The sequence below is a fragment of the Desulfobacterales bacterium genome, assembly GCA_028704555.1.
In the GTDB taxonomy this organism is placed as follows: Bacteria; Desulfobacterota; Desulfobacteria; order Desulfobacterales; family JAQWFD01; genus JAQWFD01.
Genome location: JAQWFD010000041.1, coordinates 21,264 through 36,530 on the forward strand (window position 1 = coordinate 21,264; position 15,267 = coordinate 36,530).

Consider the following 15,267-nt stretch of genomic DNA (forward strand, 5'->3'; position numbering starts at 1 on the left):
GGCTGAGTGAAGGAAACGTTTTGCGCACAGGCGCAGGGACGGCCCCCTGTGTCCGTCCATCGGAATAGCGTTAAATAAATCTGTTTTCTGCGGTCGGTCCTCTCAGATTCGTTTCATTTTGTTTACATAAAATCAGGATGACTGACGCATATGAGCAATAGTCAAAAGCCAACGCGTGTTCTGGTAACCGGAGGCGGGGGGTTTTTAGGGTCTGCCATTGTCAAGCGGCTGGTTCAAAGGGGCTGCCCTGTCCGGAGCCTTTCCCGTAGACGGTATTCGCAACTGGAAGCGCTGGGGGTGGAACAGGTTCAGGGCGATCTGGACGATTTTTCAGCAGTGGATCAGGCCTGCAGCGGCATGGACACAGTATTTCATGTGGCAGCCAAAGCCGGGGTGTGGGGTCCATGGTCAGCGTATTTCCGCACCAATGTGACCGGAACTGAAAACATCGTAACGGCCTGCGTCAAACACGGCGTCTCCTGCCTCATCTACACCAGCTCGCCCAGCGTCGTTTTTAACGGAAAGGACATGGCGGGCATCGATGAAACCGCCCCCTACCCGGATACATACCATACCCATTACCCGGAAACCAAAGCCATGGCCGAAAAAATCATCCGGCACGCGCAGGTGGACGGCTTAAAAACGATCATCCTCCGCCCGCACCTCATATGGGGCCCCGGGGACAACCATCTGGTTCCCCGGATTATCGCGCGGGCCAGACGGCTGGTTCAAGTCGGAAACGGCCAAAACCTTGTGGATACCATATACATCGACAATGCCGCAGATGCCCATATTCTGGCGGCAGACGCCCTTGAGGCCCACCCCGAACTTTCCGGCAGCCTTTACTTTATCAGCCAGGGAAAACCGATTCGCCTGTGGGATATGGTCAACGCCATCCTGAAGGCCGCGGGCCTTCCACCGGTCAAACACACCCTGTCTCACCGGACCGCACGGATGATCGGCGCCATCATGGAAACCGTTTACCGGAAATTTCACCTTCCGGGCGAGCCCCTCATGACCCGTTTCGTGGCCGACGAACTGGCCACCTCCCACTGGTTTGACATCAGCGCGGCAAAAAAGGACCTGGCCTATGAGCCGGCAGTATCGACTCGGGAAGGTCTCGACCGGCTGGCGGTATGGCTGAAAAATGGCAGATAAGCGCAGACTTGATAAATTTATAAATCTTTCCAAACCGGTTTTTTGAATACCTTACCATCCCGGCGACTCAGAATTCCAACCAGAGGGAGTGCAAATGCGTCTGTTTTCCCCGTCCCGGTCTGGGCGCGGGCAATGGGGTCCGCTCTGGTCTCAATGGCGGTGGGGGCAGTTGTAGCCCTTTGCTTTCAGGCCATTAAGCAGTTCGACCCGAAGGCCAGGTTGATTAAATGACATATGTTCCTTTTATAAGATAGGTGCTGCAGTCAATAGTGAGGCGGCTTTTCATTTGCCGGTGCATCGATCCCCATAGTGAGCCCCGAAATTTCTTTAACCCGCTTTACCAGGGCATCACAGATGGAGCCGATTCTTTCGATCTCCTGCTGCTGTTCGCAAATCACATCATTCAGGTCTTTGATGATCTTTTCCTGATATGCGATTTTGGTTTCAATTTTAACCAGACGCTCTTCACTCATTTTTATATTTTCCCTCCAGCCTCCTGGGCTCAAAATGATATATACTGACGAATACGATCAGGGTTTTCCTGCAAGCCAGATTGTATGCCTGCCGCCTTTTCCGGATTTGCGGGCTCGCACGGTTACGGTCTCCGTCCGGAATCCGCACTGATTCAGTCGATGTGTGAATGTCTCGTCTGCTCCGGAAGACCAGACAGCCAGAAACCCGCCGGGGCGAAGAGCGGAAAAGGACGTTTTCAGACCGGATCTGCTGTAGAGGCAGTCATTCACTTTTCGGGCAAGCCCGTCTGGACCGTTGTCTACATCCAGCAGTATGGCATCCCAGGCGGAGTTTCTTTTCCGGATAGATTCCGCCACATCTTCTTCTTCGACCGATACCCGGAGATCATCCAGCGGCATTCCTGCAAGATGCCCCAGGTGCTCCCGGTTCCATCTGACCACAGCCGGGATCAGTTCGGATACGATAATGCGTGTATCCGGCGCTGATTGTTCAAGTGCTGCCGCCAGGGTGTAGCCCATACCAAGGCCTCCGATGAGAATCATCCGGCCGGATTTTTGTTTCATGCGGCTGCATGTAAGCTCAGCCATCGCAGCTTCTGAACCGTGAAGGCGGCTGTTCATCAGCTCAGTTCCTGCGGTTCGGATAGAAAATTCCGCGCCCCGCTTCAGCAGCGTGATATCTCCTTGATGGCCGGGAACTTTTGCACGATCAATCTCTTTCCAGGGAATCACAGCCTTCTCCGCCATCGGCAGATGAACAGTGCTGTCTGCAGGTTTCTGTTTTTCAGTTTATACCATATCATGTTCTATTGTTCATCCCTTTCAAGGGATTCGGTTTTCACGCCGATATGGGAGCAGGTTCAAACAAGGATTATACGAATCCGGCATCCCCCCTATACTGTTTTACGTAAAATACGCAGCTTCGTAGCTGCAGCACAAATACATTGTGAATATACCATAGAAAACAGGCGCTTCAACGGTTTTAACCCCCTTCCGAATCAAATTCGAATAGATTCCGGAGTGATATCGATGTAAAACGGGCATCGCAGGATTTTGCAAAAATGATAGCCTGCGAAAAATTACAGAGATATGGCGAAAGGCCAACCCATTTCAATCGCCAACCCCTGCGGAAGAAGCATTGTCGACCGAGAAAAATCCAAGCCTGCGTTTTCGATATGATCCTTTATTGCCTTTGAAAAAGGGCTTGCCGCCGTCACAACGGACATGAGCACCACCGGAGCCTCTTCGGTAGACTCAGGATCGTTTGCTGCGTAACAGAATTGGGGCTGCGAGCTGACAAAATGTGTCCGACACACGACCGGTCTCACGGGATAAACGCTGCATGCCCCATTTACCAGCAGAGGGCAGCAATGACTGTAGTTTAAAAAAGCCGTCTGCTCCTCGATGTCGGCCGATGGGTATCTGCCCTGCATATAATTGTTCCATTCATGCCATTGTTGCGTTCGCATTCGTAGGTCGTTGATCTGTCCTGCTGAAAATTCCCGCTTGATATATTGCGCCAGGGCATGGGCCTCAACAATATTCGTAAGGATATGATACCGGCAACAGTGACAACAGCCCAATTGACAAGATGGAATGATGCGATCTTCCCTGCACAGCCGATCCAGTTCGCATGCAACCGCCCTGTCCACTGAAGAATACACGCCGTTGACAAAGATCTTTTGCGGTATAACGGGAATCCCGGCTCCAAATTCCTCAGATCCCGTACCTAAACTGCCATTCTCCATTAAATTTATTATACTCCCATTTTTAAACTAAAGTTTCAAATAGTTACAAGGCAACAAGCCCCACCGCGGCAGAGGCAGCAAAAGACGCTTATCAAATTATTGACAATCATACCGCTTCAGGGCCTCGCATGATCGCGGTGCCCCATAAGCAGCCTGTTTTTCGGTGTTATATCACCAGGTATCCGGCGGGTCGTGACCGTGTATCCGTGTGCGCGGAGTCTCGCCGCTCTTGTCACATCAACGGCCAGCGGCCCGTCGATCCAGCCTTCCAGACCACCGGTGTCACAAACCTCCAGATCATGACAGCATGGCACAACTGCCACTCTGGCGCCGGCATTACAGGCCGTTTCCAGCACCGTATCTGTCAGCCCGCCACAGGCATGGACGGATACCACCAGATCTTCGGGAAAAATTTCAATCTCCTGTATCCGGGCTTTGATATAATGAATACGTCCCCGCAGCCGCGGCCATGCTTCAGTAATCGATTCGGAAAGCAGAAACGCATTCTTCGGGACAGACGAATCTACCGCAACGGCTTCCGGCGAACTGTCATCGAGCAGGAGCATGATATGGGCCAGCAAGCCATGGCCGCATGCCAAATCCACCACTCTTCCTCCCCGATACTTTCTTCGGACCCGCCGCGCCACTTCCCATGCTTCATAAAGTTCTTTTACGGGAAGGGTGCCTGCGTTGCATACCGCCCGGGCGATTTTCTCAAAGAGGCTGCCACCGGGAAAAACCGACAGCTGCTTTTCAGTCAGCCTGCTTTTTGAGGACATTTTCATGATCGTTTTTCTCCAGATTTCGTTAATCACGATGCGCTTCGTACGGGGTATAATCGGAATATCAGACCGGATAGTCAAGGCCTTTGTTGCCGGATCTGTATCCGGCTATCCGGTACGGGACACTTAGGGCTCACTCAAAAATAATTTCACATTTTAAACGCCGATGCATCCTGTCTGGCTGCGTTACGAAAGTTCGGGAATATGCTTGATATTCCCGCGCTTTCGCGCCTTGCCAGGCAGGCGCCTCAACGCTTAAAATTGCAAACTTATTTCTGAGCGAGCCCTTAACTTTAAAAATATTAAATATTTTACTTGATCTTTTTTTAATATATGCTATCTTTTGTGTGTTTAAAAGTGCCCGCTCTTGATTAATACCCTTCCGGAAATTCGGGTTTCATGGGTGTAAAGAGTGTTTTCCATCCATATTAACGGAAAAGACCAATTATGGATGGCGACGATTTGACGGGCTGGTTTCGGTACTGAAGGAAAAATCCATTTGCCAAAGTGGTAACCTGCAGTTTAGAAACTTTATATTTTTTTATCAAGAAGGAGTGTATCACAATGGCTAATGGAACAGTAAAATGGTTTAACAGCACCAAAGGTTTTGGATTTATTGAGCAGGAAGATGGCGGACCGGATGTATTTGTTCATCATTCAGGAATCAATGCAAGCGGTTTCAAGTCTCTCTATGAAGGCGACCGGGTGACTTTTGATGTAGAACAGGGTAAAAAAGGACCTGCTGCAGTAAATGTTACTGTAGTATAGTTTCTCTATCCGAATTATCAAAGGGCGTTTTCTCTTAAGGGAAAACGCCCTTTTTGTTTTGATAAATCCGTTTTTTCTCTCGCACGCTTCGCTTTACCACGCAGAGCACATGAAACAAAAACGGAAGGAGACCGCTTCATGGAGATTGCCGCTGCTGCCCGCATGAAAAAACCGGTTGTGGTGCTCAAGTCCGGCCGCGCGGAATCAGGCGCCGAAGCCATCGCATCACACACCGGAAGTCTTGCCGGAACGGATGCGGTCTGCCGTTGAGAAACACGGGGCCGGCAAAACCATGAGCCATATCGAAAAATGTCTGCTCGAACAGGATGATATTGACAGAATCCTGATTATTTTTGTTCTGATGCCTGAATCCATAATTTGTTTCCTGCTTTGGCGGCACGGCTAAGGAGGTAGACCCTATTCGCCGGGGAGTCTCAAAACTGGGGATTCCATGTTATCCTTCGAGGGCATAACGGATTATGCCCGGTTCAGACACGGGACGCAGTAAAAAAATATTATACACGCTATATGAGGAACTGCTGATGATATTCCAGCCCGTCTAATCCGGCAGCATATCATAAAAATACACCATGACATCTGACCGGGTAATGATGCCTGCCATCATGCCGTTTTTTAAAACGGGAAGGCGCCCGATATCATGTTTTACCATGAGATTGACCGCTTGCATCGGACTGCTGTCGGCTTCAACGGTTATGACACGGGTGTTCATATAGGCCCTGACCGGCGACTTGAGCTGAGAATCTTTTCGTATTTTTTTAAAATCACGTCTGGAAATTATCCCGACTATTTTATCGTCATCAATGACCGGAACCCCGGTGCATCCCTTTTCCCTGAGAATATAAGCTGCCGTTTCCATAGCCATTCCGGAGTTTACCGAATAGACCGGACAGGTCATAAGATCCGATACCTGAAGCGAGGGCTTCTGCTCACCTTCGATGAAGGAAAAAATTTTTTTCTGAACTGCATCAGGGCTTACATTCTTCAGCATGGCTGAGCCGGCACCCGGATGCCCGCCACCGCCCATGCGCCTCATGATGGCGCCCACATTGATGTTTTCGCTGTCACTTCGCCCGATAACAAAACATTTGTCTTGGTCGGTTATGTTAAAAATCCCGAAGGCGGCATCCACATTTAAAATCTCCTTATACATTTGCACCACCAGAGACAGATTCCCCACATGACCGCTAATATCGACCCGGTTAAAGGCGATATTGTATCCATTGATCCGGGTGCGCCCCTCATTTTTCAGCATTTCAAATAATATCTGTTTTTGTTTTTCTCCATATACCGGGCGGAGCAGGGAGTTCAAAATCTTTAAATCCGCTTTGTTATGAAGAAGATACGCTGCAGCGGAGGCATCTTCGGCCTTTGAAGACGAAAATGTCAGGTTCCCGGTATCTTCATATAATCCGGTGAGAAACAGGGTTGCCTGCATCGGGGTCAAAACTTTATGTTGCGCTTTAAGCTGTCGGATCATTAACGTGATATTAGCGCCAATTTCTTCCTGACATATCCAGGTGGGAGTTATATCGGTATTCTTCAGATGGTGGTCCCACAATATAATTTCAAGGTCATCCCGTTTTTTTAAAGGCTCCATCTTTTCCAGACGGGACCAGCTGTTTGCATCCACAATAATCAAGCTGGTCACCTTATCCGGGTCGATCTCATCGGGCGAGTATAAATTGAACATGTCCTTGTGAATCGACAGAAACGCTTTGACATTTGGATTGATGATATTAGGAAGAACCGGAAGTGCATCCGGATACAGAATAGTTGCAGCGACCACAGAAGCCAGGGCATCAAAATCGGTATTCTTATGAGTTGTAATAATTCTCATCAGGCGTCTCACAATCCATTTTAAATCTGTCTGCGTTGATCAGGGCATTGGGCTCAATTTTTCCCGTTATTCTCCCCTTCCTTGTAATCCGGCTGATCCTCGTCGGTTTCATGCCAGCCGACCAGTTGAGGTTCTCCGGATTCATCGCCTTGCTTATATTCAATCCGGGCGGGCATTTCACCACTTTTGATCATTTCCAGCTCCAGTCGGAATTTATTGACCTCCGCCTGGGTTTCAATCGTTTTTTTTGCGAGAAGATATCTCAGATAAACAATCCAGATGACAATGGCCAACAGAACGACCGCGATACCGAGAAAAACCCATTTATGCCGCATAAATGTCTCTATACCGATTTTACCGATATAAGTAATGACGTTTGGAATAACCCAGTAAGCAACAACAGCGATCAGCACCAGAGCGCCGATTACGAATATGTTCAGGCTGCTGATTTTGCCCACCAGTTTTTCGAAACCCGATTCATATTCTTTCTCCGGCAAATCTTTTGTTTCTTTTTTCTTTTCTTCTCCGTACATAACCGTTAAATAGGCTTTCACAATAAAACAGAACAACAAAATAACACCAACCGGAATACCTATCGCGGCCACAAACCAGGCCCTGAAGGGAAACGGAAATTCCTTTGTAATCAGTCTCACCTGATAATTTTTAAGCGATCCGAATGCTTTTTCAAAATTTTCCCTGTCAAAATTACTAAGCGAATAACCTTCCGCTTCATGCACAATGTCCCCATGCTGATCGGTAACCTGCAACCAGGCTTTACGTCCGGATTTCACCACCGCCACGGCAAAAATTTCCAGCTCCAGCAGAAACAGAACGACCGCGATAATAATCAGAAGCGTCTTTTTTTCTTTGACAAACGTTTTGATGGTATGCTCTTGAGACATCGGATATTCCTTATACGCCTTTAATATTGAAAATATATTATCGTAACATCGTGTATTCTATAATCGAATATTTCTACCAAATTATCGTAATGAAAGCAATAATGCTTCACAGATAAAATTGATCCGAATCATAACATCGAGCAGGGTGAAACGAAAAAATCATCTCGGATTCCTTTCAAACGGACGGGGCTCCGGCTTTGCCGGACAAAAAAAAGCCTCCTTACCGGAGGCTCATTAATTCGAATTTTTTTCCCCGTATGCCAGCCATTCTGAAAACAGCCCGGGAACAAAGAAACAACGCTCCCGCCCCCTCAAGCGCAGGGTGCGGTGTGTGATAAATCAGGAAGCCCCGGGTTTGGCCCAGTCAACTGTCAGCAAGCACCTTAAAATATTGAAAGAAGGGGTGGGTATTTTCAGAAAAAATGCAAGACAAAAGGGGCTACGAAAAATATTCCGTAACCCCTTTATTTTTATGATGGTGCGCCCGGCGTGATTCGAACACGCGACCTACGGATTCGTAGTCTGTTTTAAAACAGTTATATTTTTTTGTATAGCCTTGACTTTCGTTGTAAATTCAAATACTATTCGTTTATTCGCTTTGTACAAGCATTACCGTATCAGTATGGAGATGTCACCCTTATGTCACCCTATAGTCACCCCAAAAATAGAATGAGGTAACGAGTCATGGCTATTAACATCCGGTGTAGGAATTGCAAAACAGAGATGAAACTATCGGCAAAAAAATGCCCCAAATGTGGTTCCCCCATTCCTAAAAAAGGCAAGACGTATAAAATCATTGTGCGATATAATGGGCGAAGGGTAACCCGGACAGCCACAAATCTTGAACTTGCCCGAGAAATTGAAAGCACTTTAAAGGTACAAATTGCCAAAAAGACATTTAATCTCGAGCAAAAAAAGCCAGCCCCGACGCTGAACAATGTCTGGAGGAAATATAGCCCATGGGCAATTGAAAACAAAAAATCATGGCGTACCGAAAAATATTATTATCAAAAACACCTTGAGCCCTTATTCGGTGACAAACAACTTGATGACATTTCCCCTTTCGATATTGAGAAACTGATGCTGACAATGAAAAAAACTAAAAGGGCCGGGAATAAAAGCTATGCAGCAGCCACAATTAAGCATCAGGTTGTTCTTTTGTCCAGGCTTTATTCTTTAGCGGAAAAGTGGGGGCTATATGCCGGTGCTAATCCCTGCAGGAAAGTTAAGAAACCAAAGCTAAACAACAAAAAAACGGAATTTTTATCGGATCAAGAATTATCGCGTCTGATGGCTACCTTGGAAACGTGGTCAAATAAGATGACAGTTTCTATTGTAAATTTTGCAATACGTACAGGTCTCCGACGCGGTGAACTGATGAAGCTGAAGTGGTCCGATGTTGATCTTGTCCGAAAAACGGTCACTTTGAGAGATCCGAAAGGTCAGCAGGATCAAACTTTGCCTTTGTCTCTGAAGGCGGTTGCTGTGTTGCACGATGTACCCAAAGACTATGAAACAGAATGGATATTTTATGGGAAAAACGGAGGCAAGCGAACCGATTTCAAAGGTCCGTGGCAACGAATAAAAAAAGCAGCTGAACTACCTGATGATTTCAGGTTTCACGGGTTGAGGCATCATTTCGCAAGTGCCCTTGTCAGCTCAGGAATTGATCTGTACACGGTTCAAACGCTGTTGAGCCATAAAGACGCAAGCACCACTCAAAGATACGCTCATCTTTCGGACAAAGCCTTACGTGATGCTGTAAACATTTCCGATGATTTACTCACCCCGAACAAGCAAGCACAAGTTATAAAATTGGAGGAAAAGCGAAATGGCTAATCCTGACTTTGTAAAAATGATTTCCCTTGGGAAATGGCTGGAAAAATTTCTTGATGATGATATTCGACCTTGGCAATTTCTTGAATTGGCGCGAGAGGCTGTTGTCCTATTGAGCGCGGAGTATGAAGTTAACCCGAACAATGGGTTTTTAAAGGATATTGATTTAGTTAAACCTCAAAACAACGAAAATTTTATCGAAGCACTCAAGCGATCTTTGAAGGAAAAGAAAGACAATAATGAGACAAAACTTGACACTATAAAACGCATCGGTTCTAAAAGTTATGAGTCTGGTTTAAAAAAAGGTATAGATTTTTCGAAAACAATTCTTTTGGACAGATGGCTTGAATGGAGACAATTGTTATTATTTCGACTCAATGTGATAGTTCTATTCGAAGAAATAAATAAATCTGATCTCCTTTGGGATCAAGTAATACCAAAAATACAAGAGGGTAAGCATAACATCCCTGACAAACCCAACGGAAGTGGACTTGGACTTTGTTATAGCAATAGAACCGTTGAATATTTAATTGCCAAATACAGTCAGCAATCTGAAACATTTTTGAAACAAAAAGATGGAAGACTTAAAAAACAAATTGCTTATGTTTTCACTCATCCCTTTCGTGGCAGCGATCCTTCTGAACATTTTCCATTAGATATAATGCTCTCTCGTATATTCTTTGATTTTTTGTTGCTTGGAGGCCAAGATTATTACGGTTTCTGCGATTATTGCGGTAAGTTTTATGTAGTTCAACGAAAAGGCCGGAAACGATTTTGCTCAGATATTTGCAGGACAGCAAATCAAAAAAAACCACTCAAGGAGTAGCCCCCTCCCCCACTTTATTCAATCCCCGTTTCTCTGTAAAAAAACCATATACTTTTGTATTTCGCTAATTTTTATTAATTCGCTACGTATCGAAATATCAGAACCAACCGAAATAATTTATATATTCGCTTGACTCGCTAACTACCGTATCTTATTATCACGTACAATTTCATAAAACGAACGGAATAATAAAACACGGAGATACAAAAGTATGAACCTTATCGAGGCTAAACAGGCATCAAATCATGGCACCCTCCCATTTTCAATTCATTCTGCCTACAAATGGCATTCCAAAAAGAAATATCCAAATCTTTTAGTAAAGGTGGCGGGTAAATTGTTCGTGGATCTTGACGAGTGGGAAAAAATGGCTGAAACAGCTAAAAAAGAACAGGGTCGGGAAGCAGCGCGGCTCAGGAATCTGAATGGGGCGGCATAAGTTTATGGCAGTGATTGACAGCAGCAAAATTATTCTCTCCTTCAGAGCAGCGATGCAGGAGCACGGGATCAAATACAGCGGCGAAATCATCCCAAAGGGTTAATTTCGATCAAAAGGGTAAGTTATGTCAAAAAATGGATATGGTTCTGGAACCTTTTTTGAGGCAAGGATATTTTTATCTCCTGCGTTTCTATCGTTGGGGCAAAAGGGTTCATCAAAAACGGTTTCAAGCTGTTCTGCGCAAGTCCTTATTTTGCTTCTGGGAAAGCGGCAATTTGGTAAACGTAAAGATAGAAAAGGCATAAAAAAGCTTGTAAGAACTGACGGGAACCGATTCACTTTGACCTATAAGGAACTATGCGCGCGCCACATATCGCAAGCCCGTGCCACACGAGCTTTTGATGAACTCTTGGCAAAGGGGTTCATCAGCGTTTCCCATCAGGGCGGCGCCTTTGATAAGGATAAAAACCAATACTCTCTTGAGGATGATTTTATTAAATGGCGACCCGGGGCTCCAGCTATCAGAGTCCGAAAAAAAGATGTTACAAGAGGGTTCCAAGCGGCAGGAGCTGGGATAATTGCCAAACAGAAAGCAAAATTACAACACGTGTCAACGTGGGACACCCACACACGTGTCAACGAGGGACACCCCCAAGAAAGACACACGTGTCAGCAATGGACACCCTGAAATGATGATATTTTGCCCGATGCCTTTGTTGCTGAGCTTTTCCGCTTAGTTTGCCGTTTTAGGGGGTGCCCCCCGTTAACGCGTGTATTAACATGTATACCATGCTCCTCAAGTTGACGAGGGGAAAGCAGCAAAGGGAAAAATGAAAATCAGGATTTCAAATCATTGCCATGTAAATTCTTCTTATGGTGGCCTGTTGTGTTCCGCGAGGATTCGAGCAGGGCTTTCCGATACCGGACCGGGAGAGTTGCTTGGCATGTTAGGGAAAATTCGGAAAGGACCAAAACATTTATGACAACAGCATTAAAACGGACCACGTTCGAGACCTCCAGAACAATCGAATATTTTGATGCAGCCGAATTGACACTGATGACCGGGCAGGATGCATGTTGTTTTGCCACCGTTGCACTCAAAGAGCTTCTGGATAACGCGCTGGATGCATGCGAGGCAGCCGGCAAAGGGCCTGAGATCGACATACAGGCCGAATATATAGATCGTGATATACGTTTGATTGTAAGCGATAATGGCCTAGGTCTTGATTCTGCAATCATCGACCGGATATTGAACTTCCGGACCAGAACTTCTGACAAGGCGGCTTACAGATCCCCAACACGGGGCGCACAGGGGAACGCGCTGAAAACCATTATCGGAATGCCGTTTGCTTTGGGCAGTGACCATCCTGTCAGGATACAAACGCGGGGTGTTGAGCATGTCATCCACTGTTGGGTTGACCCAGCCGGAGAACTTCATTCTGACCACGAAAAGCAACAGATCCCCAACGATATTCTGGAGGGAACGCAGATCACCGTAACCTTGCCGATGTCGGGGCAGAACTTTGATCCTGAACATTGGGCCACGGCTTTTTCGATTTTTAATCCGCATGCTCTGGTAAAATTTTTAGAAAAAACCAAACAAGCGGACAATACTTTGCAAGCTAAATCCAAAACATCGGAAAATGCAAATTTTTACCAACCGACTGTACGTTATCCTGGTGGCTGGAAAAAATTCTTGCCGACGGATAAGACAAGCCCTCATTGGTATGATCAGCAAGCCCTATCCAGACTAATCTTTTCTCATATTTCATTGTCAAAAAAAGATGGCATTGATTTGACCTTGCGTGATTTTGTCCGTCAGTTCCAGGGGTTGACCAGCAATGTAAAGGCGAAAAAAATTTGTCAATCATTGCCGGAGATCAACCGCCTGAATGATTTTGAGAACGATCAGGATTCTATCCCCGTATTGCTGGAATCTATGCAGCTGGAGGCGAAACCTGTTTCTTCAAAATCATTGGGGGTTATTGGGAAGGAACACTTCCAGACTGTTTTTGAAAGGCTGTATGGGGTCAAGCGGTATTGGTACAAAAAGGTTTCCTGTATTGTGGATGGAAGCCCGTATATCTTTGAGGTTGGGGTTGCCGAGACGGTAAACGCCTGTGATGCCTGTTTTTGCGGAATCAATTTTTCACCCACCTTTGAGGACCCATTGAGTGATACGAGCATTCCTTGTGCTGACCTGGATGGTTACGCTGCTTATGGGATAAAGAATTTTTTCAATAGCGCAAAGGTGGTTTCCGAGCCGAAATATGATCGCTCTTATGCAAAGGCAGTCCATTTGATTTGTCCTTCATTGACCTTCAAAGACCGGGGAAAGACCAGGGTAACTATCCCCTCCAAGGTGTCCGTTGAAATCGGCAAAGCATTGTGGACAGCTTGCAGGACCATTAGCAGGGAAGCCAAACAAAGAGAGCGGGATGCTGCCAAAGCACAACGGGAGCAGGCGAGGCGGGTACAGTCGAAACCGATAGAGCCTTCATTGGTTGATGTTGTCCGCTTCTGTTTATGCGATGCATATAATTCAGGCACCAATAACGGGTCAAATGATATATCCGTGAGGGATCTGTATTATGAGATCAGGCCACTGATCCAGAAATACACCTCTAAATCTTTGGAATATAATTATTTTTCGCAAACCATACTTCCCAAATATCGCAGAGGGATCAACAAACTCAGACGTTTATACTACAAGCCGAGGGGTGTCCTGTATGAACCCCATTCAGGGCGTGAACTCCAATTGGGAACCAAAGAAGTCGAATCGTATGATTTCCCTTCCTGGCTGTATAACAAGATCCTCTACATTGAAAAATCGGGAGTTGCTCAAATCCTCTGTGATTCAGGTTTGCCGGAAAGATACGATATGGCCGTAATATCGGCTGAGGGTTATGCTTCCGAAGCTATCCGGGTGCTGCTGGAAAATGCCGATAAGGAGCAGGACTATCAAATTTTTGTATGGCACGATGCAGATCCCCACGGATACAATATAGCAAGGACAATTGCCGAGGAAACCGAGAGGATGCCGGGTTATAGCGTTCAGGTTCATGATTTAGGATTTTTCCTATCCGAGGCCATTGAAATGGGATTGCAGACGGAAACCTTTACCAGGAAGAAAAGCCTTCCTCAAAGTTTGGTGCTTAATGCTATCGAGCGAGAGTATTTCATCGGAGAAAAAAAAGGCAAAAATTCATGGGCCTGTGAGCGTGTTGAGATCAATGCAATGCCAGTCTCCCAAAGACCGGAATACATTGAGCGTAAACTCCAGGAGGCTGTAGCTTGTGGCAAAGTGATTCCTGCAAAAGAAGAACTTCCGCGATTAGCCGATAATATTTATTCAGATACAGTGGAGGACCTAATTCAGTCTGAAATCATTCAGCTTCTTGATCTGGATGCCGTTAAAACAACTATCGCAAAGAGGGTCAAAAGCAAATTCAATCTGGATGAATCACGACAATGGATTGATGCCGCTTTTGATTCAAACCCATCCCTATCATGGAGGCAGGCCGTTAAAGGAGAGATTCATGCACAATACAATGGGCTGGCTAAAACCATACGGGAGGAAATCATCGGATGTATGCGGAAAGGGGTGTGAAGGTTCATGCAGAGATCGTTGGCCTTTGGGTCCTTCCTGGAACTTTCGCCATATGCGGATAGGCAAGGCGCGAAATTCGTGTAGTTACAGGGTTTAAAAATGGGTTATAAATTAAGGGGTTATCTACTCTTGATAACATAACCGTAATATAACAATGTGAAAGGGTTATATCTGGCTTTAAAACAGATAGAGAATAATAGAGTTTTTGAAAGGCAAAACCCGAGGATCAGGAGTTCAGAATAGTTCAGTTCTGAAAAGTGCGAACCTAATAAAATCTTAAATTTGAGGCGGCCTTTCAGTTAACAATAGTTAACTTTTTGAAAATGGCAGCGGTGCCATAAAAGAGTTGGTTTTGGGGTGGTTTTCAGATATGCAAATATCCGCAACATATTGATTTTACGTTAAATATCGGTTTTTTTAAAATTAAAACCAACCCAAATTTGAAAGTGGCAGCAGGATGCCGGACTGCTACAACAAAATGAAACATTTTCGAAGGCCAAAACCGTTTAAAATGTTTGGATATTGTTTAGATTATAGACGTGTAAAATATCGTAGCAGATTGATTTAATGGTGAATATCGGTTTTTTTAAAATTGAAACCAAACCCAAAAAGGCTAATAAAAGCTAACATTTTAAGACCGTTTAATTTTTAGCATACAGACTGAAAGCCAGCTTTAATAGGGTTGTACGCTATTTGGCGGGATTTTAACACAGTATGGGATTAGCCTATTCAGAAAGAATTATTTGTAATAGGACAATAAAAATTCGAACAAAATCATGAAAAGAGGGTAACACATCTCTCCGGTTTTTAATCCAGGAACTGTTCAATCAGTTCCCATGACTGCTGTTTTTGTTCCATGCTCAGATCGGT

At 45.6% G+C, this 15,267-nt stretch carries 13 protein-coding genes and 1 pseudogene; 8 read left to right on the top strand and 6 right to left on the bottom strand.

The features are described 5' to 3' along the window. Positions 1–150 precede the first annotated feature (150 nt). Positions 151–1,158, top strand: coding sequence for an NAD-dependent epimerase/dehydratase family protein (locus PHQ97_13385; GenBank protein ID MDD4393730.1), 1,008 nt, complete (start codon positions 151–153; stop codon positions 1,156–1,158). Between the two features lie 263 nt (positions 1,159–1,421). Here PHQ97_13385 and PHQ97_13390 read toward each other — a convergent pair whose 3' ends face one another. The 4 genes from PHQ97_13390 to PHQ97_13405 all read right to left on the bottom strand — a co-directional run bounded on the left by PHQ97_13390 (position 1,422) and on the right by PHQ97_13405 (position 4,164). After that, positions 1,422–1,631 (bottom strand): SlyX family protein, encoded by a 210-nt coding sequence (locus tag PHQ97_13390; GenBank protein MDD4393731.1) that lies wholly within the window; start codon positions 1,629–1,631, stop codon positions 1,422–1,424. A gap of 57 nt (positions 1,632–1,688) precedes the next feature. Further along, complete coding sequence (locus tag PHQ97_13395; GenBank protein ID MDD4393732.1) at positions 1,689–2,363, bottom strand: hypothetical protein; 675 nt, start codon at positions 2,361–2,363, stop codon at positions 1,689–1,691. Between the two features lie 347 nt (positions 2,364–2,710). Continuing rightward, the gene (locus PHQ97_13400) at positions 2,711–3,379 is read right to left on the bottom strand and encodes a hypothetical protein (GenBank protein ID MDD4393733.1); all 669 of its coding nucleotides are present in this window, start codon (positions 3,377–3,379) and stop codon (positions 2,711–2,713) included. Between the two features lie 116 nt (positions 3,380–3,495). Beyond that, positions 3,496–4,164, bottom strand: coding sequence for a methyltransferase (locus PHQ97_13405; GenBank protein ID MDD4393734.1), 669 nt, complete (start codon positions 4,162–4,164; stop codon positions 3,496–3,498). Between the two features lie 561 nt (positions 4,165–4,725). Between PHQ97_13405 and PHQ97_13410 the strand changes: the two genes are divergently transcribed. Both PHQ97_13410 and PHQ97_13415 read left to right on the top strand, forming a co-directional pair. Then, complete coding sequence (locus tag PHQ97_13410; GenBank protein ID MDD4393735.1) at positions 4,726–4,929, top strand: cold-shock protein; 204 nt, start codon at positions 4,726–4,728, stop codon at positions 4,927–4,929. Between the two features lie 123 nt (positions 4,930–5,052). Beyond that, positions 5,053–5,199: pseudogene (locus tag PHQ97_13415) on the top strand (hypothetical protein). 289 nt (positions 5,200–5,488) lie between these two features. Here PHQ97_13415 and PHQ97_13420 read toward each other — a convergent pair. Together PHQ97_13420 and PHQ97_13425 are read right to left on the bottom strand one after the other, a co-directional pair. Further along, positions 5,489–6,787: a CBS domain-containing protein gene (locus PHQ97_13420; GenBank protein ID MDD4393736.1), complete on the bottom strand. Its 1,299-nt coding sequence runs from the start codon at positions 6,785–6,787 to the stop codon at positions 5,489–5,491. 53 nt (positions 6,788–6,840) lie between these two features. Further along, entirely contained in the window at positions 6,841–7,689 is an 849-nt protein-coding gene (locus PHQ97_13425; GenBank protein ID MDD4393737.1) for a hypothetical protein, read from the bottom strand. A gap of 723 nt (positions 7,690–8,412) precedes the next feature. On the opposite strand from PHQ97_13425, the gene PHQ97_13430 reads away from it, so the two are divergent. From PHQ97_13430 to PHQ97_13450, 5 genes are all read left to right on the top strand, one after another. Continuing rightward, the gene (locus PHQ97_13430; GenBank protein MDD4393738.1) at positions 8,413–9,528 is read left to right on the top strand and encodes a tyrosine-type recombinase/integrase; all 1,116 of its coding nucleotides are present in this window, start codon (positions 8,413–8,415) and stop codon (positions 9,526–9,528) included. Beyond that, positions 9,521–10,351 carry a hypothetical protein gene (locus PHQ97_13435; GenBank protein MDD4393739.1) on the top strand — a complete coding sequence of 277 codons (831 nt, stop codon included), beginning with the start codon at positions 9,521–9,523 and terminating at the stop codon, positions 10,349–10,351. Before PHQ97_13430 ends, PHQ97_13435 begins: the two co-directional genes overlap by 8 nt. Before the next feature lie 211 nt (positions 10,352–10,562). After that, positions 10,563–10,787, top strand: coding sequence for a hypothetical protein (locus PHQ97_13440; protein MDD4393740.1), 225 nt, complete (start codon positions 10,563–10,565; stop codon positions 10,785–10,787). A gap of 124 nt (positions 10,788–10,911) precedes the next feature. Further along, positions 10,912–11,475, top strand: coding sequence for a hypothetical protein (locus PHQ97_13445; GenBank protein MDD4393741.1), 564 nt, complete (start codon positions 10,912–10,914; stop codon positions 11,473–11,475). A 291-nt stretch (positions 11,476–11,766) separates the two neighbouring features. Beyond that, positions 11,767–14,397 carry an ATP-binding protein gene (locus PHQ97_13450; GenBank protein ID MDD4393742.1) on the top strand — a complete coding sequence of 877 codons (2,631 nt, stop codon included), beginning with the start codon at positions 11,767–11,769 and terminating at the stop codon, positions 14,395–14,397. The last annotated feature ends 870 nt before the right edge of the window (positions 14,398–15,267 follow it).

Coding starts and splice junctions, on each gene's coding strand:
- PHQ97_13400 (MDD4393733.1), bottom strand. CDS start 3,379: ATGGAGAATGGCAGTTTAGGTACGGGATCTGAGGAATTTGGAGCCGGG.
- PHQ97_13385 (MDD4393730.1), top strand. CDS start 151: ATGAGCAATAGTCAAAAGCCAACGCGTGTTCTGGTAACCGGAGGCGGG.
- PHQ97_13410 (MDD4393735.1), top strand. CDS start 4,726: ATGGCTAATGGAACAGTAAAATGGTTTAACAGCACCAAAGGTTTTGGA.
- PHQ97_13435 (MDD4393739.1), top strand. CDS start 9,521: ATGGCTAATCCTGACTTTGTAAAAATGATTTCCCTTGGGAAATGGCTG.
- PHQ97_13420 (MDD4393736.1), bottom strand. CDS start 6,787: ATGAGAATTATTACAACTCATAAGAATACCGATTTTGATGCCCTGGCT.
- PHQ97_13445 (MDD4393741.1), top strand. CDS start 10,912: ATGTCAAAAAATGGATATGGTTCTGGAACCTTTTTTGAGGCAAGGATA.
- PHQ97_13450 (MDD4393742.1), top strand. CDS start 11,767: ATGACAACAGCATTAAAACGGACCACGTTCGAGACCTCCAGAACAATC.
- PHQ97_13430 (MDD4393738.1), top strand. CDS start 8,413: ATGAAACTATCGGCAAAAAAATGCCCCAAATGTGGTTCCCCCATTCCT.
- PHQ97_13390 (MDD4393731.1), bottom strand. CDS start 1,631: ATGAGTGAAGAGCGTCTGGTTAAAATTGAAACCAAAATCGCATATCAG.
- PHQ97_13440 (MDD4393740.1), top strand. CDS start 10,563: ATGAACCTTATCGAGGCTAAACAGGCATCAAATCATGGCACCCTCCCA.
- PHQ97_13425 (MDD4393737.1), bottom strand. CDS start 7,689: ATGTCTCAAGAGCATACCATCAAAACGTTTGTCAAAGAAAAAAAGACG.
- PHQ97_13405 (MDD4393734.1), bottom strand. CDS start 4,164: ATGAAAATGTCCTCAAAAAGCAGGCTGACTGAAAAGCAGCTGTCGGTT.